The sequence below is a fragment of the Exiguobacterium sp. s57 genome (genome assembly GCF_018617685.1).
Lineage (GTDB): Bacteria > Bacillota > Bacilli > Exiguobacteriales > Exiguobacteriaceae > Exiguobacterium > Exiguobacterium marinum.
Genome location: NZ_JACSKR010000001.1, coordinates 1054287 through 1075884 on the forward strand (window position 1 = coordinate 1054287; position 21598 = coordinate 1075884).

The window sequence follows — 21598 nt, forward strand, 5'->3', positions numbered from 1 at the left end:
CTATATAAGTTAAGTCAACAACTTATCTATATAAGTTTTGATGAACGTCATTCGACAAATATTCATGTAAAAAATTTCCTTGCTCGCACTCGTTCAAACAAAAAACCTCCTTCTATTCGAAAGAGGTTTACCGACGGGCGACGTCACTGAACTGGAACTTGTCCAATCGGTGGCGCGACTCCGTATATTCAAATTGTTGCCCTTCATATAAGAACGTATCGTTCGTGATGACGATGACGTATTCATAGTCATGCAAGTCGAGCCGCTCCCGGTCAAGTTCCGTCACGTCCTCGGCCGCAATCTTCCGTTTGGCATAACTGATTTGTTGATCGAGTTCCCGTTCGATGTATCCATAAATGGAACGGGCTGCAATCTCTTCTGTCAATCCCGGAACGAGGTCTTTGACAAAATAATTGATGTCTAAGATCACGTTCTCCCCATCAAAGTTTCGGACCCGTTCAATGCGAAACACGTGAGTCCCCGGTGTCAGGTTCATTCGTTCGGCGAGCCAGGGCGGGGCCTCCATCTCTTCGAACGAGGCGACGTGGGTTTGGATGGAACGACCTAACATACTTGCATATATTTCCGAGAAACTGACGATGCCGTTGAATTGAAACTCGATTTGATCCCGCTTCAACACGAATACGCCTTTTCCATGATGCTTCCTTACGTACCCGTTCTCCTGCAACAGATCGAGTGCCTTACGGACTGTCCCCCGACTGGCTTCGAATTGATACATCAACTCTGTCTCAGATGGGAGTTTTGAGTCTGCCGGTCTCGTGCCGTTACGCATTTCTTCTGCCAGACGCTCAAATATTTGGCGATATTTCGCCATCACATTCCCTCCTCCATTGAAAAAGACGACCTTAGACGGTCGTCTCTATTACCATTCGCGACGATACCAAGTGATGCCGATTGCACCAGGTCCAAGGTGCGTCCCGATGACAGGACCGAAATGGCTTCCCGAGATGTGTGCTTTTGGGAACTTCTGCTTCATCGAAGCGATTTCGTCCGCCTGACGTTCCGGACAATTGGCATGGATGATTCCGATGCAATATCCTTCGCCATCTCCGACAATCGATTCATCCATCATTTCTTCGATTCGTCGTACTGCTTTCTTATACGTCCGAATCTTTTCAAACGGGACGATTGATTTATCTTGAAAGTGAAGAACCGGTTTGATTTGTAAGAACGAACCGACGAGTGCTTGCGCCGCGCTCAACCGTCCACCACGCTGTAAATGATCGAGGTCATCTACGACAAAGTATGCGCGAATCGAATCACGAACCGTCTCGAGTCGCGCGATGATTTCTTCCGGTGTCGCACCATTGTCACGGAGGTGCAATGCCTCTTCGACAAGAAACGCTTGCGGCATACATGAGATCTCCGAATCAAACGCATGAACGGTTACATCTACCATATTATTTATCGCAATCATCGCCTGATACGTTCCGCTAATGCCACTCGAGAGTGTGATGGCGATCACGTCCGTCACATCATCCGACAAGTTCTCGATCAACTCGACCGTCTCACCGATGACCGGCTGCGACGTCGTCGGTAAATTGCCCGCCTCGATACGCTCATAAAACGCCTCGGTCGACATATCGACCGACTCACGGTACGACGCGCCATCGAAGATGACACTGAGTGGTGCGACATGGACGTCATGCCGCGCCAAAAAATCATCCGACAAGTAGGCGGTACTGTCGGTTAAAATCGCAATGTTTCCCATACTATATCCTCACTTTACGTCGTTTCATTTTTCCAATTATGTTAGGATTCCATTCCATATTGTAACACAAAAACGAAGTAAAGCATCGGTGACGCTCAAATCTCGACCCAACCCCGACGAATCGCATCCACGACGGCTTGCGTACGGTCGTTCACGTCCATTTTACGAAGGACGGAGGAGACGTGGTTTTTGACCGTCTTCTCACTAATAAAGAGCATGTCACTGATATCCCGGTTCGATCGGCCATCAGCGAGAAGGTGTAATACCTCAACCTCACGACGTGACAACAGTTGATACACAGGGTCATCTGTTCGACTCTCGACCCCACGACCCGCTTGTTCTCCTTTGAATTGTAAGAGACGACGGTACTCTTTTAAAACGTTCGTCGTCACTTTCGGATGAAGATAAGCCCCATCCCGAGCGACGGCACGAACCGCTGAAATCAGCTCTGTCGATGCCACTTCTTTTAGCAAGAACCCAGAGGCGCCCGCTTCGAGCGCATGCGTGATATACGACTCATCATCGTGAATCGAGAGGATGAGGACACGTGTCTCCGGCGAAAGGAGTGAGAGTTGCTTCGTCGCCTCGATCCCATTCATGTCCGGCATATTGATATCCATAATCAGAATCTCCGGTTTCTGCTCACCTGCAATGCGAATGGCTTCGCGACCCGTCCGCCCTTCTGCGACAACCTCAAATTCATCCTCTAAATCAAAAATCCGCTTCAATCCCTCGCGGAACAGTTCGTGATCATCCACGATTGCTATGCGTGTCTGTGTCAAATCCATGTTTGTCTTCCCCCTTGTTCTCTCACGGAATCGGAATCGACATTCGGACAACTGTCCCCTTGCCGACTTCCGAGTCGATGGTGATACTCCCGTTCACCAATTCAATTCGTTCGCGCATCCCGACAATCCCAAATGATTCTTCGCCAATCGTGCTCGGTTCAAACCCGATACCATAGTCACGGACATGAAGATGGATCACATCGTTCCCCTGTTCGACATTGACGATAATCTCTGACGTCTTAGCATGCTTAATCGCATTTTGTACCGCTTCTTGCACGAGACGGAATACGTTGATTTCTAGCTTCTCAGGCAAACGTGCGCGTGACCCACGATAGTTGAGACGCGTCTTAATGGCCGTATACTCCTCTGTTTGATGGAGATAGCGCTCGAGCGTCGGCAAAAAGCCTAAATCATCAAGTGACATCGGACGTAAATCATAAATCAAGCGACGGACATCGACGAGTGCGCCACGAATCAACTTTTTCAGTTCATGTAATTCGGCAAATGCCTCGTCTTTCCCTCGTTTGTCAAACGTCTTTTCGATCAAATCGGCACGAATCAAAATATGGGCAAGCGATTGCGCTGGACCGTCGTGCATCTCGCGGGCAAGATGGCGCCGTTCGCGCTCGGCTGCTTCGAATACACCGAGGGCCATCTCTTGTTTTTTCATCATGTCCGAATACTCTTGCTGCAGGTCGTCTCGTAAAAAGTTCAAGACGACGCTAACACGACCGATCAATTTTTCGGCACGTTCAATCGTGTCCTCTAAGATGAGTAAACGGCGCTCTAAATCGTTACGACGCTGCTGGGCCGCCATTTCTTCTTTTTGAACGAGAAACCGTTCAAGTTGCATTTGATTCGCTCGTTCGTACGCATCGCGTATTTCTTGCTCACTATGTATATGAAACTTCTTGCTGACTTGAACGAGCTTTGACTTTGCAGCTTTTACGAGTCTATCGAGTCGATCGGACTCCTCGATGTAGAACTCGATTTTATCCGTCAATTCTTTCAACTCATTTTGAATTGCTGAATATTCAGTTGCTGAACTTTCGGTTATACGGACGATTTCCTCTTTACTTTCCGTCACCGTTTCAATCATATTTGTTATGATATGTTCTAAAGCTGTCCGATCGGTAATATGATTCACGATGCCATCCCCTAATAGTTCGGTAGTTAATCCTCATCTATCCTTATATATCGTCGTTTGAAATCAGGTTTACAGCGGTAATGATAGATCTTCTATAAACCCATTCGCTATGTAAAGCGTATGTGCCTACTTGAATTCTAAAAAAAATATTTAAAAATAGAAAGGAGAATTTTCAGAAATGTCTACTGAGTCAAATTATACTATAAAACAAAGTGGAACATACGAAGTCCTTATCCAAAAATCAAAATTTATCGCTCACTTCAAACGTGTCGAATCCGAAGAAGAGGCCCAAGCGTTCATTCAAAGCATCAAAAAAGAGCATTGGAATGCGAACCACAATTGTTCAGCTTACATCATCGGTGAAAGGAACGAGCATCAAAAAGCAAATGACGATGGTGAACCGAGCGGTACAGCGGGCTTGCCGATGCTCGAAGTATTGCGTAAACGACATCTAAAAGACACAGTCGTCGTCGTCACGCGATACTTTGGCGGAATAAAGTTAGGCGGTGGCGGTCTCATTCGGGCGTATGGCGGGACCGTTAGCGAAGGGTTAGACGTGATCGGAATCGTCGAGCGCTTGCAGATGCAACAATTGACACTCACTGTCGACTATACATGGATCGGCAAAGTCGAACATGAGTTGAGACAGTCCACATACTTGCTCGATGACATCGTCTACGCCGACCTGGTCACGTTTCATGTCTCAGTACCCGTGGAAGAGACAGATAAGGCGCTCGCTTGGATGACGGATATAACAAATGGTCAAGGTAAGCTACAAACCAACGATAAACGCATCATCGAACGTGATTTCAAACGTTGAAACACCTATACTAAAAGAAACAACTGAAATGAGGAAACAACATGGACACACCCCCACGCAAGAAAAAATCACCTTGGAAAGTCGTCCTCATCGTGTTGGGTGTCGTATTGCTAATCGGTGGTTCCGCTTTCGGGTATTTTGTCTTCAAAGCGAATGAAACCGCCGAAAATACGAACAAGGAGTTGGAGCGCGGCGACAAGTCAGAGCGTCGTGAAGAAACCATTGACTTGACGAAAGACCACTTCTCCGTCCTACTAGCAGGGGTCGATGGCGGCGCCTCGCTCGAGGAAGGACGAAGTGACTCCTTGATGGTGGCGACGTTCAACAAAGAGTCGCGCCAAGTGACGCTCGTCAGTATCCCTCGTGACTCGTACGTCGATATCATCATCGACGACAATGGCCCTTTTAAAGACAAGATTAACCACGCTTACGCTTACGGTGGTATCGACGCGACGATTTCGACCGTCGAGAACTTGCTCGACATCCCAATCGACTACTATGCGACCATCAACTTCGATGGCATCGAAGATTTGGTCGATGCGGTCGGCGGTGTTGAAATCGACGTACTCATACCGATTTCAGGACAAGCGACCGGAAACGTCGAGTTAGAACCGGGCGTCCAAGTCCTAAACGGAAAAGAGGCACTCGCATACGCTCGTATGCGAAAACAAGATCCTGCCGGTGACATCGGCCGAGCCGGTCGACAGCAACAAGTGATTGAGGCCATCATCAACGAGGCGACGACAATCAACTCTTTCACGAAGTTGAACCGGATCATGAACGCAGTCGGCGAGAACATCCGAACGAATATGTCATTATCGGAAGCCTCGCAACTCCAACCTTATGTAAAATCTCTCAAGTCTTTCAATCGTGAAACGCTTGAAGGGACCGACTTGACGTTGAACGGTGTCTATTATTATGAACTCGACCCCACCGACCTTCGTGATGCACAAGCCCTCCTCCAAACCGAACTGGGGATGCCTGTCACCGCAGACGAACCGGAAACAGATGAAACAGACGACTCCATGACCGAGACAACGACGTACTAAAAACAACCATGAGTATCGCTAAGCGACCACTCATGGTTGTTTTATGTTCTCGGGCGACCAAGTAGTCGCCGTGACGTGCGGATAATCGGTTTATAATTGGGATGAATTAATTCTGTCGATTCAACAATCAATTCGATGACAATCAAGACTACGATAAATGTGATGACGGCGCCAAGCATCGTTGTCTTGGCAAACAAGATTGACGAGATTCCAAAGAATAAGGTCATTCCGTACATGAGCAAGACAGCTTGACGTGTCGTGAAGCCCATGTCGATCAACTGGTGGTGCATATGTGATTTATCCGGTGACATCGGCGGTCGACCTTGGACGAGTCGACGTACAATCGCAAAAATCGTATCCGAGATGGGTAACCCAAGTAACAAGACCGGGACGACGAGTGAGAACAAGGTTACATTCTTAAAACCGATGAGTGAGAAGACGGCGAGCATATATCCGAGAAATAAGGCTCCCGTATCTCCCATAAAAATTTTAGCAGGATAAAAGTTGTGGACGAGAAAACCGAGCGTACTTGCAAGTAGCAGCAATGCCATCATCGTCAAGTAGACGTTCCCTTGAATGATTGCCAATACAGCAATCGTTCCGAGGGCGATGCTCGACACACCTGCGGCGAGCCCATCGAGCCCATCGATCAAGTTGATCGCATTGGTGATCCCAATCAACCAAAGGACCGTGACCGGAATACTCCATGACCCGAGATATAGTTGCTGATCAAACGGAAGATTGACGAGTTCGATGCGCATCCCCGAGTTCAAGACGATGACCGTCGCAATCATTTGCCCCATCAGCTTCACGCGAGCCGACAACTGGAACCGGTCATCAATCAGTCCTGTAAGGAGAATGACAACGGCCCCGATCAAGATGGCGTCGTTATAGCGGCTTGTCGGAAGTAACAAGGCATAGCCGATGAAGAATGCGATAAAAATCGCGAGACCACCGATACGTGGCATCGTCCGTAAATGTACTTTTCGTGCGTTCGGATGATCGACCGCACCTATAAAAAATGCGAATCGGCGAACGAGCGGTGTAATCAAGATGGCCATCACAAAACTGACCAACATGGCAATCCATAACATGGGCCGACAGTTCCTCTCTCAAAAAAATAAGACTCTGGCGAATTATATCATATTTTGAATCGATGGTTTGATATCAGTCCGTTTACAACAAAAGCCGATGGGGCGTGCCCCATCGGCTGTACATTATGAAAGTGTCGCGGCAACTTCTTCTTTTGGTTCGTATGTATAAAGACCGCGCCCGATCTTTTTGATCTCTGGATTCACGCCTTCAATTTTCACCATCAATTGGTAAATATTGCTGATGTGATGACGGTAGCGAAGTTCAAGCTCCATCTGAATATCACGCACGCTCATCGTTTGACGTTCCTTTAAAAGGTCGGTTACTTGATGAACATATACTTCAAGAGGATATCGTTGATTGACACGTCTTGGTCGTAGGCGTTTAGACGCATCAGACGTTGAGTCTTTTTCTTCTCGTTCTCGACTCAATTCTGCAATCAAATATTCAGCACGTCGCTGTAACTGACGATATGATTCTTCGATTTCCATCAATTCTCGATAAATATGCTCGTTGACATTCGTAGATTCCATACACAAATCCCCTTCTACATCCAATTATAATGAGAAATTCCCTATTTTAAATCAATAATTCCTAATAATCCCTCTATATCTTCTATAAAAGTGTAACGGATTTGTAATGTGTTTGTCATCACTTTTTGGGCGAAATTGTCTATTTAGGACTTTTGACTCAAAAAAAGACGGCGACTGTTCGGGGCAGTCGCCGTCTCACGGAAGATGATTGTAGTCATTTACACGCGAACACGTTCGAGAATTCGTTCGAGTGAAAGTTCGTCAGTAGAGGTAACGATGAGGTCTGCATGACCAAGCATCGATTCTTCTCCAACGGCGACAGCAAACATATTTGCCGCTTTGATTGCAGTTACGCCGGCAGCCGCATCTTCAACGCCAATGGCGAGTTCGGGTTTCACGCCAAGGGCAGAAGCGGCCTTCAAAAACACTTCGGGGTGTGGTTTCGACTGGGCGACAGTTGCTGCATCGACAATATGATCGAAGTAATGACGGACACCTAGTGCGTCAACGACCGCAAATGCATTCTTTGAAGCTGAAGCCATTCCGATTTTAAGTCCCGCCTCTTTAATTTCATCGAGGAATGAAACAATGCCAGGAAGAAGATCGTCTGATGAGATATGTTGAATGAGTTCAACGTAATGCTCGTTTTTCTTTTGTGCGAGTCCGTCTTTCTCTTCCGGTGTAAAATCGTCCTGTTTCCCGCCGAGCGTAAGAATCCGCTCAAGCGACTCGGTCCGACTCACTCCTTTGAGTGTTTCGTTGAATTCGCGGTCAAAAGGAATTCCGAGTTCTTCTCCGAGTTGCTTCCAAGCGAGGTAATGGTACTCTGCCGTGTCAGTAATGACACCATCTAAATCGAAAATAACTGCTTCAATCGTTGACATACTTGCTTTCCGCCTTTCCTTCAAATGCTTGTGTCGTCAGACTACATTTAGGGAACTTGACAAGTACCCGTTGCACGTTTGGTCAATGATGCAAACGGTTGCACTTGTTCGATTTCTATTATAAATGAAAACGTTATCTTGATGCAACCGATTTCGCAAAAATCAAAAAAGAGGAGAGCTTCAAGGCTCCCCTCTCCTGATTACAGCTGAATCCCGACGACTTTCACGTTGACGGAACGTGGTGTCATCGCAAGCATCGTGTCCATGTCCTGTGTGATGCGCTCTTGAACCGATGTCACCGTCTTAATGATCGATTGCCCGTAGGCGATATAAAGCGACAAGTTGATGGTGATACCTTCTTCTGACTCGTCCACTTTCACATGCTTCATGAGCGAACGCTCTGACAACTTCGTATCTTCTTGTGTGAAAGATACGTGTTTCGTTTCTTTAACTGCGACTGCGGCAATCATTTCAACGACGTGACGCGATACGTTCACGTCGCCTTCTGTGCTGTGCATTCCATTTTCATACGGCATAAGGGTCACTTCCTTAACTCTAATTTCGTTTCTTCTCTATAAAGTGTAGCGGAAATGAAGCATTTAGAAAAGACTTTACCCTTTTACACCTTTCGTATTCTGTATCCGCTTCACGTCGATTTCGACGAGGGGACGCAAGAGACGGACCATCGGCGGACTGATAATTACAAGGACCATCACGAAAGCGACTCCAAACAAGACGAGTAATTGTTGCCAAGATGTCGGCATGAATCCTGCCGGTACGAACGCTTTCCAAGCGACAACAAAGAACACGTGAACGAGATACACGTACAAGCTATATCGTCCAGCACGCGAGAAAATCGGGAGTCTTCGACCAGGAATGATGAGTGCGAAACTGATTGACATGAGTAACGATACCGTGTAGACGATCAAAAAGGCGAACGGTCCACCCCACATCGCTTCAGGCACGGCCGTGTCATAAGCGAAACGGAACTTGAACAAATTCCCGATATGATAGAACGTATCGGATTGTTGGACACGCATTGAGATCAAGAGCCCGACCGTAAGCGTGAAAAATATGATTGCCCCACCAATCCGGTAACGGTTCCGTTGCTCTGCCCGTTTCGGCAATTCAAAGAAGTTGAGCGTATTTCGTTCGGACATCCAGTTGCCGATTAAAAAGAACGGATAGAACATGATGACTTTCCTTAATGCGAAGTAGCCCGTCGCCTCGGCTTGAAACCCGAAAAGAAGCGCAAACAAGAGTGCGTACAACACGTATCCTTTCAATTGTGTAACGTACGGAGTAATAATGTACCAGAAGATAATTGCCATCAAATACCAGAGCGCCCAGTACGGTTTCAAGAGATTCAGTCCTGGATTCTCGAGCGAGAATATGGAAATCCCTTCTGTGAAGGCGAACCATGACCCTAGAATGACTTGCCAAATGACATAGACGACAAACAACTGGATCACACGCAAATAACGGTTCTCTCGATAAAAGTAACCGCTGAGCATGATGAATAGCGGCATGTGGAACGTATATAAGAACAGATATACCCACTTTGGAAGGATGTCATCGTAAACACCGCGAACATCGGTCAATAAGTGGCCGAACACGACGAGCAGGACGAGCACACCTTTAATATTGTCATACCAATAATTTCTCATAACATTCCCTCTAGTTCTCTAATCGATATTTTCTTTTGTCCATGCTTTTTGACGCTCCCAAAATACAAGGATTTGTTCACGTTCATGAATCGGGATCTCATTGAGCAACTCGTCAACTTGATCTTTTATTAAATAGAGCGTATAAGGATCTTCCTTCATTCGCTTAAGTAGCTTATCAAACTCTTTGAAATAGACTTCGAGCTCTTTCGGGGCACTCACCTCTAGCAACTCACCCATCTGTTCAACGTATGGGCTAAAATAAGTCAAATAGAAAATCCGTACGCCTTCCGTGAAGGCTGGTTCCTTGAAATATTCTGCCTGTTTGACGATGGCAGCCCCTTTCTTTAAGGAGTGGCAAATTGTTTGAACCGTATGAGGCACGTTCTCCTAAACTTACGATGTCACGTCTGAGCTGATTCATGACATCCCCTTCAAATTCTTCAATGAAATAACCATTCAACGTCGTCTTCACCTCGGCATGTTGTTTATAAAGACTGACGACGAGTTCAATCAGTTCCTCTTGAGTAAATGATTTCAACTCATTTCTCAGTTCTCCGACCTTCATCTTCTTCACTTCATATCACCTCATCAAAATTTCCCTTACCTATCATAATCGATTCCCACGCAGAGTGAAATTACGTTTCAACAAAATTTTCTTGTCTTCACTGTCATCATTCCCACAATTCGCTGAATGCAAGCCGAAACGTCAAAAAATCCTCAAGATTCAACATGTTGTATGCGTATTCAAATAGACGGGATTGGGTACAGTATAGTATAGTGGTGTTACTAAATATTCAGAATATTCTAATAAAGGAGGTGGAGAGAATGGCTTCAATCATCCGGAATCGACATCATATGGTACACGATCCGAAACGTTCATTCTCTAATTTCGGGTTCTGGTGGTTCGTCAGCATCTTTTCCGTCGGCTTACTCATTGTCGCCTTTGAATCGGTCCGTAATGGGTTCTCTGCCATTCATCCTGTATTGTCTAGCATGGCTTTCCTCGGGCTCACGTTCGTGCTCGGCGTCTGTGCCAAATTGGTCCGTGACGTCTGGTGGCTCAATTATTTGCTCGAGCGCACTCAAAACCGCTACTTATACATCGGCGGTGACACGTTGCAAAGCTGGCAGTATACGCTCGATTCGATTTGGCTACTCACGCGCACCTCACAAAAAAAGCTCGGCCGATTGTATATCCAAATCGACCGAACCGTACGTGCTGAGGAAGCGAAACGTTTATTCGCCGCCTATTTGATTGACCGAGGTGTCCTCGTCGTCTACTCTCGTCCGAACAAACCGAAAAAAATGGCTTGAACGACTTAGTCGAGGTAAGTGGCAATCCACGTCCGTGCCGCCTCGACTTCTTCCATGCGAAGTTCATGTCCACCCGAGTGATAGAAGAGCTCGACGTCTGCTCCCGCGCTACGGAGCGTCGTTGTCAGCTCTTCTGTTTCTGCCTTCGGACAAATCGGGTCACGCTCTCCCGCTGAGATGAATACGTTCCTCCCTGTCAAGTCGGGGAGCGTCAACGAGCGGTCCGATACCATCGGATGGAACAAAAGAGATGCGGTAAACGCCGGGGCTCGGTAAAGTGCCGAGCCAATCAAGTTCGCTCCATTTGAATAGCCGATTGGAATCATCTTGTCCCGGTCAATCCCATATTTTGTCGCTGCCTCGTCCAAAAAGCTTAAGAAGCGCTCTGTTTGCTTCTTTAAATCTTCTAAGTCGAGCACCCCTTCTGCGTGACGACGGAAGAAACGGGACATCCCGTTTTCAATGACATCTCCTCGAAGCGTCAAGATGTTCGCCTCGGTCGACAATTCTTTCGCGAGTGGGATCAAATCTTGCTCGCTTCCTCCTGTTCCGTGCAACAAGACGAGCGTCGTCTCTTTCGTTCCTTGAATGAATTGATGAATCATATTCGTTCTCCTTTCGGTAGTTTAATGGTTGGCAATGTACGAGAGATGTGGTCCCGTTTTTCTTCTAGCCATGATGGCAAACGAAGCGTCTCACCGAGTGAATCAATCGACTCGTCCACAGTGAATCCAGGTACGTCCGTCGCAAGTTCGTGCAGGATGCGTCCGGCATCATGGAAATAGACGGAGCGGAAATAGTTACGTTCCTTCACCTCGGTCGGTCTTAGCCCAAGGTCAAAGATCGCATCTTGCCATGTCGGATACTGTTCACCGTTCGCAACACGCCAAGCGATGTGATGAACCGTTCCCGTGCCTGGGACCCCGTTCGATAAAATCGTCTTCTTCACATCGATGACGTTCGCGTAATCGGCTGACCCGATCAGACGGACCCATTCCTCATCTTCTGCGACCCGTTCAAAACCTAACAGTTCGATCAACAGACGAACGGTCTCGTCCGGATCCTTTGACAATAACGTCGCGCCGGCGAATCCGACGATCGCCTCATCCTTTGTGATTCCTTCGACGACCCAACGTGTCTGTTTCGAGCTTGGTCTCGCGACGAGCTCGACGACGAGTCCATCCGGGTCCTCGAACAACAGAGACGCCTCATCAAACCGTTCTGTGGCGACGGTCGCAATCCCGTGTTGTTGTAGTCTTTCTTCCCAGAACGGTAAACTTCCTGCCGGCACGAGATAGGCCGTCACACCGATCTGTCCGCTCCCGACCTGCCCTTTCCCTAACCCTGAGATTGGGAAGAACGTGATGACCGTACCGGGCGTGCCGACCTCATCCCCAAAATAGAGATGATACGTGCCTGGATCATCAAAGTTGACGGTCTGTTTCACGAAGCGGAGACCGAGGACTTCTCCATAAAAATCAAGCGTGCGTTGCGGGTCTTGTACCATCAATGAGATGTGATGGATCCCTGTAGACTGCGTGTTCATTGTCATCCTCCTTTTATTATCTTGATTTCAAGATAAATCATTGACCAGAAAAAGTGAAACTTTTTGCTCATAGTGGCGTACGATAAGAGAAGAGACATCTTAAGGAGGTAGATGAACATGGCATTACATATCGAACGAGTCACGAAAGAGTTCGGTGACTATACAGCAGTCGACGGTCTCACCTTTCGTGTCCCACAAGGTGAAATGTTTGGATTGCTTGGTGCGAACGGTGCCGGCAAGACGACGACGTTCCGCATGATTCTCGACATCTTGAAGCCTACCGATGGAAATATCACGTGGAACGGCAAAGCGGTCGACCACCGCATCGTCGGCTATTTGCCCGAAGAACGAGGATTATATCCGAAGTCACAGGTGCGCGAACAGCTCGTCTTTCTCGCTAGCTTAAAAGGCATGCGTGGAAGTGAGGCTAAACGTGCGGTCAAGTCGTGGCTTGAACGCCTCGAGATTCCCCAGTATGAGACGATGCGCGTTGAACAACTCTCAAAAGGGAATCAGCAGAAGATTCAGCTCGTGGCCGCCCTGCTCCATAACCCTGAACTCGTCATCTTAGACGAACCGTTCAGCGGACTTGACCCGGTCAACGTCGAGATACTGAAACGTGAGGTGCTCGCATTGCGTGACGCCGGGACGACCATCGTCTTCTCGAGCCATCGAATGGAGCATGTCGAAGAACTGTGTCAACATGTCGGCATCTTAAAAGGCGGACGTGCCGTCGTGAGTGGCGACGTTCCGACCATCAAGTCGCGCTACGCTGAGCCGGCCCTTTTCATCGAGACAGACCAGATTCGAGTACTTGAATCGCTTCCTGTCGTCGAAGCGATCGAACCATACAAGTCCGGTCACTTAGTTCGTCTGCATTCATTCGAAGACAGCGACGCCGTCCTATCGACACTCGTCCGCCATCAAGCGAATGTGAAGACGTTCATGCGTCAGCCCGTATCGCTCAATGACATCTTTATTAAGGAGGTCGGACAGCATGTTTCATAATTTTGGACCGCTCTATGCGTTCACACTCAAATCTAGAGTCCGTTCGAAGGCATTCCTCATCTCGACGGCGTTGACGATCCTGTTCATTTTCGCGTTCACGAACATCGACCGCATCATGTCTACGTTTGAGGACTCCGAGCAGGCGAGCGCTCTCGTCGTTTCGGAGAACACGGAACTCGTCGATACGATGCAGTCCCTCGGTTATGAAGATGTTGCCACGAGTGACATCACCGAGGAAGAGGCTCGTGCCGGTATTAATGACGGAGAATACGGTGTCGTCGCCTTTGTTGACGGATATGATGCCCGCGTCATCTCTGAACGTCCGGAGCAGGAATTCACCGCCCTCTTGCAAACGTCGTTGCAACAGTTGCGAAATGCGGAGCTAATTGAGTCATCCGATGTCGATCCCGCGGTCATCGCTTCCCTCAGCGAACCGATCCAACTCGACGAGTCGTACCTCGGACGCGGTGGTGAGAACTCCGACGAACTTCTTTCTTCCTCTGCACTCGTCTACGTCATGTTGATGCTCCTTTATATTTCCATCATCACGTATGGATCGATGATTGCGACAGAGGTGACGACAGAAAAGTCGTCACGTGTCATGGAGCTCATCATCTCGACGACCCATCCGGTCACCCATATGCTTGCGAAAGTGACGGCCATCGGGACGCTCGCCCTCATCCAAATCGGGATCTTCCTCGGATTCGGTTATGTGAGTGCGAGTGGCAGTGAGCTGGCATCAACCGTCATCGAGAACGCCGGGAACGCACGGGCCGTCATCTATTTACTCGTCTTCTTCTTGCTCGGGTACTTGTTATACGCATCGCTTTTCGCCGTCCTCGGTTCACTCGTCAGTCGAGTCGAAGAGTCACAACAGATGGTCATGCCGGTCATCATGCTCCTCGTCGCGGCATTCCTCGTCGCAATGTTCGGGTTGAACAACCCGGATGCGACCATCGTGACAATCCTCTCGTTCGTCCCATTCTTCACACCGATGCTCATGTTCCTTCGGGTCATGCTCGTCGATGTGGCGGTTTGGGAAGTGGCGCTTTCCATCGGATTACTGGTTGGAACAATCGGCGTCACATTGTGGATCGGCTCGAAATTCTATCGTGGCGGTGTCTTGTTCTACGGTACGAACGCCATTAAACAATGGCGACAAATATTACAAAACCGTCAATAACGTTTACAGCAAATTCGTTTTCGTTTACTCTAAAGAATGTGCAAAATGAGGAGGAAAACGAACTATGCGATCACGATTACTCGCAGCCTTAATCTTTACGTTTATGACGACGCTCACGACGTTCATCTGTTACACCGTTTTCTTAGACGCGGATGCGTTATGGCAAATCCTGCTTGCGTATGCAGGCAGTACGTTCATCGGAACGCTCGCGTTTTGGTATCCGGTCAGCAGACGTTCACAGACGTCCCGCTTCGGTGGCGCATGGATCGGCATCATGATTACTGCAACGACACTCATTGGCTTCACCGTCATCCGCTTCACATTCCGCGGGGACGCAGCAGCATTACTCGACTGGCAGACGATGCTGGCGAGTCTTGCCTACACATTCGGTTACGTCGGATGGGTGCTCACAATCTTGAATATCGTGCTCGGTTTCTTACTAGCCGGCACACGTCCGAAAGTACGCTACGAAGCGCGTCCGATGCGTTGATGCATAAAAGTGACCAGGAATGTCCTGGTCACTTTTTTAGTTGCCACAAAAATTGTAGATGTCCTACGATCATTGCAATTTATAGGATTTGTCCACGACACCGTACTCTGCGTATTGGAACGAGTTGTCCGAGAATTGTTCGGGAACGAGTCGCTCTACATATCTGGCGAATGGGACGATGTGGCGCATCGAATCATGAGAACGTCCAAGGTCGAGTACCGCATCAACTAGTGCCTCAAGCGCATGGTGAGACGTCGGCTCTTCGTCTTCTTCGAAGAGCCGCTGCAACTCTTCTTCATGCATCAAGTCAAAGATGCGCATCCGCTCCTCGAGCTGCCGTTGCATCTCTTCGACGGACTTGCCGTGCATCGCCTCTTCATAGGCGAGCTTCATCTGTTCAAGTTCCGGCACTTTTCCCCGCATTAACACTTTGAGCGACTCGCCCGTCCAAATGTGACGAGCCAAATAATTCGAATCAATCTGTAAAGTCTCTGCGAGCGCCTCTATGTAAGGCATGGTCGGATACACTTCACTCAGTTCAGTGCGACGAATAAAGTAAGGTGCCACGCCGATTCGTTCCGCAAGCGTTTCAATCGACAACCCGGCCCGCTCTCGCAATATTCGAATCCGGTCCCCATATCCTCGGTACGGTGCATTTTTTCCATCCATCTCATTTCCCCCTTTCCTCTCTTTTATTATAATTCCCGTATTCACAAAAAAATACTCGGAAGCATGAGCTCCCGAGTGATCAATCGTTTTCTTATTTCTTCGTCAATTCTACGACTTCTGAAGATCCAGCTGTCACTGTATCGCCTTCTGCGACAAGTTTGTTCACGCCGAAGCTGTCATGGTTCGTGATGATGACCGGAGTAATTGTTGATGGAGCGTTCGCTTTGATGAAGTCGAGGTCGAACGTGACGAGCGGGTCACCTGCTTTGACAGATTGTCCTTCTGTGACGTGCGTCTCGAAGCCTTCGCCTTTAAGGTTTACCGTATCAAGACCGATGTGAATCAAGTACTCCGCACCGTTGTCCGCATTGATACCGATTGCGTGTTTCGTCGGAAATACTGTTGCGATTGTTCCGCTGACCGGTGAGACGACTTTACCTTCTGTCGGCTCGATTGCGATTCCGTCACCCATCATTTTTTGCGAGAATACTTGGTCCGGTACGTTCGTGATGTCGATGACCTTTCCTGTAAGCGGTGAAACCGCGTTGAGTTGTTCTTCTTTACCACCAAATAGTTTTTTAAAGAATCCCATAGCTTAATCCCTCCAACATGTTCTATTGAATCGAAGTCTTACCTTTTATACCCGAAAAGCTAAAACTTCAATCCCTACCTTATAAACGGTATAGTGGTAATAAGGTAGTGCGAAATCGTTTTACACATCGTAAGAATACGAGTGTGCAATCGCTTTTGCAAGCCCTTTTTACACTTTGTAAAAATTTCACACGATGGAGGCGCTTACAATGACGACTTTCACAAAATTGTCATATGAACGACCCGACTTGGACGCTCTGAACAGCAGATTGTCGGACTATTCTGCCGAATTACAGCAAGCGAGTACACTCGAAGAAGCGAACGAACTCATTCGCCAAATCAACAAGGAACGTAATGACTTTGAAACACAAAGTCAACTCGTCGCGATCCGACACTCGGTCGATACACGCGATACTTTTTATGAGGAAGAACAATCTTTCTTTGACGATGCACTTCCCGTCTACGAGAAAGAAATCCAAGTGTACTACCGTGTCTTGACGAACCACGAGCTTCGCACTGAACTCGAAGCCGAATGGGGTAGTCAATTATTTTCTCTCGCCGAGCGTGCGCTCGAGACGTTCGAGGAGTCGCTCATCCCGAAACTGCAAGAAGAGAACCGTCTCGCGACGACCTATCAAAAAGTCATGTCAGCGGCACAAATCGAATTTGACGGCAAGACGCTCAACCTGTCACAGTTCGGTCCGTATCTCCAGTCACCAGACCGCGATGTCCGAAAAGCAGCATCCGTCGCTCGCTATACATATCTCTCAGACAACGGCGACGAGCTCGACCGCATTTACGGCGAACTCGTACGTGTGCGTACAGAAATCGCTCACGCGCTTGGCTTCCCGTCGTTCGTTGAGCTCGGCTATGCACGGATGCAGCGTGTCGGCTATGACGAGTCGATGGTCGACAACTTCCGCAAGCAAGTTCGTGACGTCATCGTACCGCTCGCTTCCGCTTTGAAAGAAAAACAGGCGAAACGAATCGGCGTCGACCACCTCTATTACTACGATGAGTCGTTCGTCTTCCCGGACGGTAACGCGACACCGCAAGGGGACGAGTCGTTCATCATCGAAGGTGGGAACAAGATGTACCGTGAGCTCTCAAATGAGACAGACGAGTTCTTCCAATACATGCAGGAACGCGGCGCCCTCGATTTGACGGCGAAACCAGGTAAATCTGGCGGTGGCTATTGCACGTACTTACCGTCTGAAGGACTTCCGTTCATCTTCTCAAACTTTAATGGAACTGCCGGGGATATCGACGTCCTCACGCATGAAGTCGGTCACGCCTTCCAAGTGTATGAGAGCCGTCATTTGACGACTCCAGAATACGCCTTTCCGACGTACGAGGCGTGTGAGATCCATTCGATGTCGATGGAGTTCTTCTGTTGGCCATGGATGGAGCTCTTCTTCGGCGACCAAGTCGACAAGTACAAGTTTAACCACTTGGCCGGCAGCATGACGTTCCTTCCATACGGCGTGCTCGTCGATGAGTTCCAACACGTCGTTTACCGCAACCCGGAGATGACAGCAGCCGAACGTCGTCAAGCATGGCGCGATTTGGAGAAGGTCTATCTCCCGCACCGCGATTATGAGACGAACGACTATCTCGAGTCGGGCGCATGGTGGCACCAACAAGGTCACATCTTCCAGAGCCCGTTCTATTATATCGACTACACGCTCGCGCAAGTGTGTGCGTTCCAGTTCTGGGTACGCATGCATGAAGACCGCGAAGCGGCTTGGAGCGATTACCTCACACTTTGTCAGGCAGGCGGCAGCCGTTCGTTCCTCGAGCTCGTCGAACTGGCTGGTCTCAAGTCTCCGTTCTCAGACGGCGTGTTGAAAGAAACGATCGATCAAATCGAAGACTATCTCTTGAAACATCCGCTCGCGAACTAACGAGTCAGACCATCGAAAACAATCGATGGTCTTTTAGTTTGGGTTGACTTCGTTCTGCAGTTCGAACGGCAAGTCTTCCAAATCGATTTGACGACTGTCAAACAAGTTGAACTGTTGCAGGCGGCTTTCTAAATATTTTTGAAGCAGCTCGGCCACCTTCTCTCCGGACAACCCGTTCAAATCTGGCACTTGTGTCACCGAGAGTTCAATCGCATGCAGTCCATAGTCAGGTAACCTCGACTCGATATCCGCCAATTCTTCCTGGGTTAACCTCTCCCCGGTCGTCGTCACGAGAAGCAAATCATCATCTTCCTGGTAGTCCTGACTGATGATAATGGCGTCTGAGAACTCGTTCTCGACAAAATTGTTGATCCCGGTCCGGATGATGCTGTCCTGTACGAGTGTGGTCGCGGAAGCAATACTCGGCAGGACGATTAGAACGGACAGTCCGATCAAAAGACGATTAACCTTTTTATGGTTTACATCCTGCTTGGTCAATTCCTGTGAAATGCCCATGAACTTGACCCCGATGAACGTGGCGATCGCGATAAACGAACAGTTGATGATAAAGAGATAGCTCGAACCAATTAAATAATCAAGGTTACGTGTCGCAATCGAATACCCGACCGTACAAAGCGGGGGCATAAGCGCTGTCGCAATGGCGACACCCGGGACGATATTGTTGCTCATTTTCTTTTGCGCCCCGATAATCCCTGCAGTCCCTCCGGCAAATGCGATGATGACATCCCAAATCGTCGGTTCGGTCCGTGCGATGATTTCATTACTCGCATACGTGATGGGAGAAATCGCGAAATAGATTGTAGCGACCGTCAGACTGACCGCGACTTGAACGAGAAGCAGACGTATCCCTGCCCGTAGCAGTTTCATATCATAAAGTGAGAGGGCAAGACCGATACTTAAAATCGGCGTCATGAGAGGTGAAATCAACATCGCCCCGATAATGATGGGGATCGAATTCATGTTTAATCCGATAGACGCGATAAAAATCGAGCACATCAAAATAACCGAATCACTCGGCCGCACTTTCAAATTCGAGTACATCTTCTCTTTGAACTCTTCCGCGGTAAACGTCTGTTCCATTCTGTTTTCAGCTCCCTTGTCGTATCAGTCTCCTCTACACAAGCAAGTCCTTCCTTTATTTACCCGCAACATGTGCGTGACAATCGATTTCGACAAAAGAAAAACTGGACCATTGATCGGTCCAGTTCACATCGTCAAATAACATCTAACGGTTGTTTTGTCGTCGGTGGTGGGAAAGCTTCATCGAACGCCGCAAAATCTTCCTCATTCAAATCGAGCAAGAGCGCTGCGGCATTCTCCTCGACGTGCTTGGCCTGTCCCGCTTTCGGGATCGCAATCACATGTCCGCTCCGAATCGTCCAGGCAAGTAAAATTTGCGCGACCGAGGCACTATACGCCTCCGCGATTCGATTGACCGCCTCATTTTCGAAGACGTCTTTTTTCACGTCACTTCCTTCAGCGAGCGGGGCGTACGCCATGACCGGGATGCCTTGTTCCTTCATGTAAGGAAGCAGGTCATATTCAATCCCTCTGCTGCCGAGATGATAGAGTACTTGGTTGACCGCACAATGGTCACCGTTCGGCAATGCGAGAAGCTCTTTCATATCCTCGACGTCGAAGTTCGAGACACCCCACGCCCGAATCTTGCCCTCTGCCTTGAGCTGCTCCATCCCGGCAATCGTTTCCTCAAGCGGGGCGTCGCCTCGCCAGTGAAGTAAGTAGAGATCGAGATAATCCGTCCCGAGTCGTTCGAGTGACGCATCGCATGCTTTGACGAGTTTATCGCCATACGCATTGTACGGATACACCTTCGAGACGAGGAAGACGTCCTCGCGTCGGTCTTGAATGGCTTCACCGACTAACTTCTCGGATTCCCCTTCTCCGTACATTTCTGCCGTGTCGATGACATGGAGCCCACAGTCGAGCCCCGTTCGGAGCGCTTCGACCTCAGCGTCGTGCTTCGATGCCTCTTCCCCCATACGCCACGTGCCTTGTCCAAGTGTACGCATCTCCCGTCCGTCTTTCAATTCGACGACATTCTGTTTCAATGCTGCAAGTAATAAAGAGTGTGGAAGTCGTTGATTCATGATATTTCCTCCTTTGTCCACGCTTCATGTAACGGACCCGTCGTCCCGAAGACAGGGTCAAATGTCGGTTTCTCAACTCGTTCGATTCGCTTCAAGCTGTCCGGTCGTTCTTCCGTCTTCCCGGTCAGCGTGTCATAGTCGCGACCGTCCGGATATGCCCCGACGACTTGGAAGTCTGTGCTCGCCTCGATTCGGCGGTGTCCCGTCCCTGCTGGCAAGATGAGGACATCACCCGTACTGACGCGGACGAGGTCCCCGTTCGTTCCTCCGAGTTGAAGGGTCGCTTCACCGTGTACCACGCCTAGCACTTCATGCGAGTTGCTGTGATAGTGATGATAGTCGAACACCCCGTTTACCCAACTGTTCGTCCATTCGTTATGGGCGAACGTCTCTCGCATGCCGCTCGGGTCATCAAAGACACCGCGATACAAGAGCGCCGGATAATCCGGATGATTCGGAATGGAACCGTCATCTGTAAACATAAAGGTCACTAAGTCCATCCTAACTCCCTCCTTGTCTCTGTCCCTGTACCCGACTTTACTATACAAAAAACGGTCGCCCATCATGGACGACCGTAAAGGTTATGAGATGACCTCTTCTCCGGACTGATCGATATGACACTCACCCCAGGCGCACATGGCGTCTAAAATGGGTTTGAGTGACCATCCGTACTCTGATAACGAGTAGATGACTTTCGGTGGGACCTGCTCGTATACCGTACGTACGACGACCCCATCCGCTTCGAGCTCACGCAACTGTTGGGTGAGCATCTTTTGGGTGATGTTCGGCATGAGCTTACGAAGTTCACTCGTCCGACGCTCATCCTTGATCAAATGACACATAATGACGACTTTCCATTTACCACCGATGACGTCAAGTGTCGCTTCGACCGGAATATTATATGGCATATCATTCCCTCCATTTCTCCCATAGGCACTTTTTGGTGCCTACCGCACTAAAAAGTACGTACTTCTCAAACTGTTTTCATGCACTTATGATAGCAACTATAGCAAATCTATACAAGTTCATTTCGCTTGTATCTTCCTTTTGAG

At 48.7% G+C, this 21598-nt stretch carries 25 protein-coding genes; 7 read left to right on the plus strand and 18 right to left on the minus strand.

Features of this window, described 5'->3' with window-relative positions:
• Positions 1 to 127: 127 nt before the first annotated feature.
• The 4 genes from treR to KNO98_RS14810 all read right to left on the minus strand — a co-directional run bounded on the left by treR (position 128) and on the right by KNO98_RS14810 (position 3667).
• Positions 128 to 838 carry a trehalose operon repressor gene (gene treR, locus KNO98_RS05365; RefSeq protein WP_026825377.1) on the minus strand — a complete coding sequence of 237 codons (711 nt, stop codon included), beginning with the start codon at positions 836 to 838 and terminating at the stop codon, positions 128 to 130.
• Between the two features lie 45 nt (positions 839 to 883).
• Complete coding sequence (locus tag KNO98_RS05370) at positions 884 to 1732, minus strand: DegV family protein (RefSeq protein WP_214699595.1); 849 nt, start codon at positions 1730 to 1732, stop codon at positions 884 to 886.
• 95 nt (positions 1733 to 1827) lie between these two features.
• Positions 1828 to 2520: a response regulator transcription factor gene (locus KNO98_RS05375; RefSeq protein ID WP_305798369.1), complete on the minus strand. Its 693-nt coding sequence runs from the start codon at positions 2518 to 2520 to the stop codon at positions 1828 to 1830.
• Positions 2521 to 2542: 22 nt separating this feature from the next.
• A complete protein-coding gene (locus KNO98_RS14810; protein ID WP_214699597.1) occupies positions 2543 to 3667 on the minus strand; it encodes a sensor histidine kinase in 1125 nt (374 codons plus the stop codon).
• A 178-nt stretch (positions 3668 to 3845) separates the two neighbouring features.
• Here KNO98_RS14810 and KNO98_RS05385 point away from each other — a divergent pair, with 178 nt between their 5' ends.
• Together KNO98_RS05385 and KNO98_RS05390 are read left to right on the plus strand one after the other, a co-directional pair.
• The gene (locus KNO98_RS05385) at positions 3846 to 4487 is read left to right on the plus strand and encodes a YigZ family protein (RefSeq protein ID WP_026825373.1); all 642 of its coding nucleotides are present in this window, start codon (positions 3846 to 3848) and stop codon (positions 4485 to 4487) included.
• Positions 4488 to 4528: 41 nt separating this feature from the next.
• The gene (locus KNO98_RS05390) at positions 4529 to 5536 is read left to right on the plus strand and encodes an LCP family protein (protein WP_214699599.1); all 1008 of its coding nucleotides are present in this window, start codon (positions 4529 to 4531) and stop codon (positions 5534 to 5536) included.
• 41 nt (positions 5537 to 5577) lie between these two features.
• Here KNO98_RS05390 and KNO98_RS05395 read toward each other — a convergent pair whose 3' ends face one another.
• The 6 genes from KNO98_RS05395 to KNO98_RS05420 all read right to left on the minus strand — a co-directional run bounded on the left by KNO98_RS05395 (position 5578) and on the right by KNO98_RS05420 (position 10093).
• Positions 5578 to 6630, minus strand: a complete 1053-nt coding sequence (locus KNO98_RS05395) for a glycosyltransferase family 4 protein (protein ID WP_214699601.1) — start codon at positions 6628 to 6630, stop codon at positions 5578 to 5580.
• 123 nt (positions 6631 to 6753) lie between these two features.
• Entirely contained in the window at positions 6754 to 7161 is a 408-nt protein-coding gene (locus KNO98_RS05400) for a Rok-like winged helix domain-containing protein (RefSeq protein WP_026825370.1), read from the minus strand.
• A 218-nt stretch (positions 7162 to 7379) separates the two neighbouring features.
• On the minus strand, positions 7380 to 8045 hold the full coding sequence (gene pgmB, locus KNO98_RS05405; protein WP_214699603.1) for a beta-phosphoglucomutase: 666 nt from the start codon (positions 8043 to 8045) through the stop codon (positions 7380 to 7382).
• A gap of 200 nt (positions 8046 to 8245) precedes the next feature.
• Complete coding sequence (locus KNO98_RS05410) at positions 8246 to 8581, minus strand: Asp23/Gls24 family envelope stress response protein (protein ID WP_026825368.1); 336 nt, start codon at positions 8579 to 8581, stop codon at positions 8246 to 8248.
• A 75-nt stretch (positions 8582 to 8656) separates the two neighbouring features.
• The gene (locus tag KNO98_RS05415) at positions 8657 to 9712 is read right to left on the minus strand and encodes an acyltransferase family protein (RefSeq protein WP_214699605.1); all 1056 of its coding nucleotides are present in this window, start codon (positions 9710 to 9712) and stop codon (positions 8657 to 8659) included.
• An 18-nt stretch (positions 9713 to 9730) separates the two neighbouring features.
• Positions 9731 to 10093, minus strand: coding sequence for a hypothetical protein (locus tag KNO98_RS05420; RefSeq protein WP_214699607.1), 363 nt, complete (start codon positions 10091 to 10093; stop codon positions 9731 to 9733).
• Positions 10094 to 10537: 444 nt separating this feature from the next.
• Between KNO98_RS05420 and KNO98_RS05425 the strand changes: the two genes are divergently transcribed.
• Positions 10538 to 11026 (plus strand): hypothetical protein, encoded by a 489-nt coding sequence (locus tag KNO98_RS05425; RefSeq protein WP_214699609.1) that lies wholly within the window; start codon positions 10538 to 10540, stop codon positions 11024 to 11026.
• A gap of 5 nt (positions 11027 to 11031) precedes the next feature.
• On the opposite strand, the gene KNO98_RS05430 is transcribed toward KNO98_RS05425, so the two are convergent.
• Both KNO98_RS05430 and KNO98_RS05435 read right to left on the minus strand, forming a co-directional pair.
• The gene (locus KNO98_RS05430) at positions 11032 to 11631 is read right to left on the minus strand and encodes an alpha/beta hydrolase (protein ID WP_026825364.1); all 600 of its coding nucleotides are present in this window, start codon (positions 11629 to 11631) and stop codon (positions 11032 to 11034) included.
• Positions 11628 to 12572 carry a VOC family protein gene (locus KNO98_RS05435; protein WP_214699611.1) on the minus strand — a complete coding sequence of 315 codons (945 nt, stop codon included), beginning with the start codon at positions 12570 to 12572 and terminating at the stop codon, positions 11628 to 11630. The genes KNO98_RS05430 and KNO98_RS05435 overlap by 4 nt, the downstream gene beginning before the upstream one ends.
• A 117-nt stretch (positions 12573 to 12689) precedes the next feature.
• Here KNO98_RS05435 and KNO98_RS05440 point away from each other — a divergent pair, with 117 nt between their 5' ends.
• The 3 genes from KNO98_RS05440 (at position 12690) to KNO98_RS05450 (ending at position 15253) form a co-directional block, all read left to right on the plus strand.
• On the plus strand, positions 12690 to 13580 hold the full coding sequence (locus KNO98_RS05440; RefSeq protein ID WP_214699613.1) for an ABC transporter ATP-binding protein: 891 nt from the start codon (positions 12690 to 12692) through the stop codon (positions 13578 to 13580).
• Entirely contained in the window at positions 13570 to 14763 is a 1194-nt protein-coding gene (locus tag KNO98_RS05445; RefSeq protein WP_214699615.1) for an ABC transporter permease, read from the plus strand. Before KNO98_RS05440 ends, KNO98_RS05445 begins: the two co-directional genes overlap by 11 nt.
• A gap of 64 nt (positions 14764 to 14827) precedes the next feature.
• A complete protein-coding gene (locus KNO98_RS05450) occupies positions 14828 to 15253 on the plus strand; it encodes a hypothetical protein (protein WP_026825360.1) in 426 nt (141 codons plus the stop codon).
• A gap of 69 nt (positions 15254 to 15322) precedes the next feature.
• Here the strand turns inward: KNO98_RS05450 and KNO98_RS05455 are convergent, their stop codons facing one another.
• Together KNO98_RS05455 and KNO98_RS05460 are read right to left on the minus strand one after the other, a co-directional pair.
• On the minus strand, positions 15323 to 15922 hold the full coding sequence (locus KNO98_RS05455; RefSeq protein ID WP_026825359.1) for a helix-turn-helix domain-containing protein: 600 nt from the start codon (positions 15920 to 15922) through the stop codon (positions 15323 to 15325).
• 91 nt (positions 15923 to 16013) lie between these two features.
• Entirely contained in the window at positions 16014 to 16514 is a 501-nt protein-coding gene (locus KNO98_RS05460; RefSeq protein ID WP_026825358.1) for a PTS sugar transporter subunit IIA, read from the minus strand.
• Positions 16515 to 16722: 208 nt separating this feature from the next.
• On the opposite strand from KNO98_RS05460, the gene KNO98_RS05465 reads away from it, so the two are divergent.
• Complete coding sequence (locus KNO98_RS05465; RefSeq protein ID WP_214699617.1) at positions 16723 to 18417, plus strand: M3 family oligoendopeptidase; 1695 nt, start codon at positions 16723 to 16725, stop codon at positions 18415 to 18417.
• A 33-nt stretch (positions 18418 to 18450) separates the two neighbouring features.
• Here KNO98_RS05465 and KNO98_RS05470 read toward each other — a convergent pair whose 3' ends face one another.
• From KNO98_RS05470 to KNO98_RS05485, 4 genes are all read right to left on the minus strand, one after another.
• Complete coding sequence (locus KNO98_RS05470) at positions 18451 to 19518, minus strand: DUF389 domain-containing protein (RefSeq protein WP_214699619.1); 1068 nt, start codon at positions 19516 to 19518, stop codon at positions 18451 to 18453.
• 134 nt (positions 19519 to 19652) lie between these two features.
• Positions 19653 to 20546 (minus strand): aldo/keto reductase, encoded by an 894-nt coding sequence (locus tag KNO98_RS05475; protein ID WP_305798370.1) that lies wholly within the window; start codon positions 20544 to 20546, stop codon positions 19653 to 19655.
• On the minus strand, positions 20543 to 21046 hold the full coding sequence (locus KNO98_RS05480) for a cupin domain-containing protein (RefSeq protein WP_214699621.1): 504 nt from the start codon (positions 21044 to 21046) through the stop codon (positions 20543 to 20545). Before KNO98_RS05480 ends, KNO98_RS05475 begins: the two co-directional genes overlap by 4 nt.
• 81 nt (positions 21047 to 21127) lie before the next feature.
• Positions 21128 to 21454, minus strand: a complete 327-nt coding sequence (locus tag KNO98_RS05485; RefSeq protein ID WP_214699623.1) for a winged helix-turn-helix transcriptional regulator — start codon at positions 21452 to 21454, stop codon at positions 21128 to 21130.
• Positions 21455 to 21598: the final 144 nt, after the last annotated feature.

Coding starts and splice junctions, on each gene's coding strand:
- KNO98_RS05370 (WP_214699595.1), bottom strand. CDS start 1,732: ATGGGAAACATTGCGATTTTAACCGACAGTACCGCCTACTTGTCGGAT.
- KNO98_RS05375 (WP_305798369.1), bottom strand. CDS start 2,520: ATGGATTTGACACAGACACGCATAGCAATCGTGGATGATCACGAACTG.
- KNO98_RS05385 (WP_026825373.1), top strand. CDS start 3,846: ATGTCTACTGAGTCAAATTATACTATAAAACAAAGTGGAACATACGAA.
- KNO98_RS05390 (WP_214699599.1), top strand. CDS start 4,529: ATGGACACACCCCCACGCAAGAAAAAATCACCTTGGAAAGTCGTCCTC.
- KNO98_RS05395 (WP_214699601.1), bottom strand. CDS start 6,630: ATGTTATGGATTGCCATGTTGGTCAGTTTTGTGATGGCCATCTTGATT.
- KNO98_RS05400 (WP_026825370.1), bottom strand. CDS start 7,161: ATGGAATCTACGAATGTCAACGAGCATATTTATCGAGAATTGATGGAA.
- pgmB (WP_214699603.1), bottom strand. CDS start 8,045: ATGTCAACGATTGAAGCAGTTATTTTCGATTTAGATGGTGTCATTACT.
- KNO98_RS05410 (WP_026825368.1), bottom strand. CDS start 8,581: ATGCCGTATGAAAATGGAATGCACAGCACAGAAGGCGACGTGAACGTA.
- KNO98_RS05415 (WP_214699605.1), bottom strand. CDS start 9,712: ATGAGAAATTATTGGTATGACAATATTAAAGGTGTGCTCGTCCTGCTC.
- KNO98_RS05425 (WP_214699609.1), top strand. CDS start 10,538: ATGGCTTCAATCATCCGGAATCGACATCATATGGTACACGATCCGAAA.
- KNO98_RS05430 (WP_026825364.1), bottom strand. CDS start 11,631: ATGATTCATCAATTCATTCAAGGAACGAAAGAGACGACGCTCGTCTTG.
- KNO98_RS05435 (WP_214699611.1), bottom strand. CDS start 12,572: ATGAACACGCAGTCTACAGGGATCCATCACATCTCATTGATGGTACAA.
- KNO98_RS05440 (WP_214699613.1), top strand. CDS start 12,690: ATGGCATTACATATCGAACGAGTCACGAAAGAGTTCGGTGACTATACA.
- KNO98_RS05445 (WP_214699615.1), top strand. CDS start 13,570: ATGTTTCATAATTTTGGACCGCTCTATGCGTTCACACTCAAATCTAGA.
- KNO98_RS05450 (WP_026825360.1), top strand. CDS start 14,828: ATGCGATCACGATTACTCGCAGCCTTAATCTTTACGTTTATGACGACG.
- KNO98_RS05455 (WP_026825359.1), bottom strand. CDS start 15,922: ATGGATGGAAAAAATGCACCGTACCGAGGATATGGGGACCGGATTCGA.
- KNO98_RS05460 (WP_026825358.1), bottom strand. CDS start 16,514: ATGGGATTCTTTAAAAAACTATTTGGTGGTAAAGAAGAACAACTCAAC.
- KNO98_RS05465 (WP_214699617.1), top strand. CDS start 16,723: ATGACGACTTTCACAAAATTGTCATATGAACGACCCGACTTGGACGCT.
- KNO98_RS05470 (WP_214699619.1), bottom strand. CDS start 19,518: ATGGAACAGACGTTTACCGCGGAAGAGTTCAAAGAGAAGATGTACTCG.
- KNO98_RS05475 (WP_305798370.1), bottom strand. CDS start 20,546: ATGAATCAACGACTTCCACACTCTTTATTACTTGCAGCATTGAAACAG.
- KNO98_RS05480 (WP_214699621.1), bottom strand. CDS start 21,046: ATGGACTTAGTGACCTTTATGTTTACAGATGACGGTTCCATTCCGAAT.
- KNO98_RS05485 (WP_214699623.1), bottom strand. CDS start 21,454: ATGCCATATAATATTCCGGTCGAAGCGACACTTGACGTCATCGGTGGT.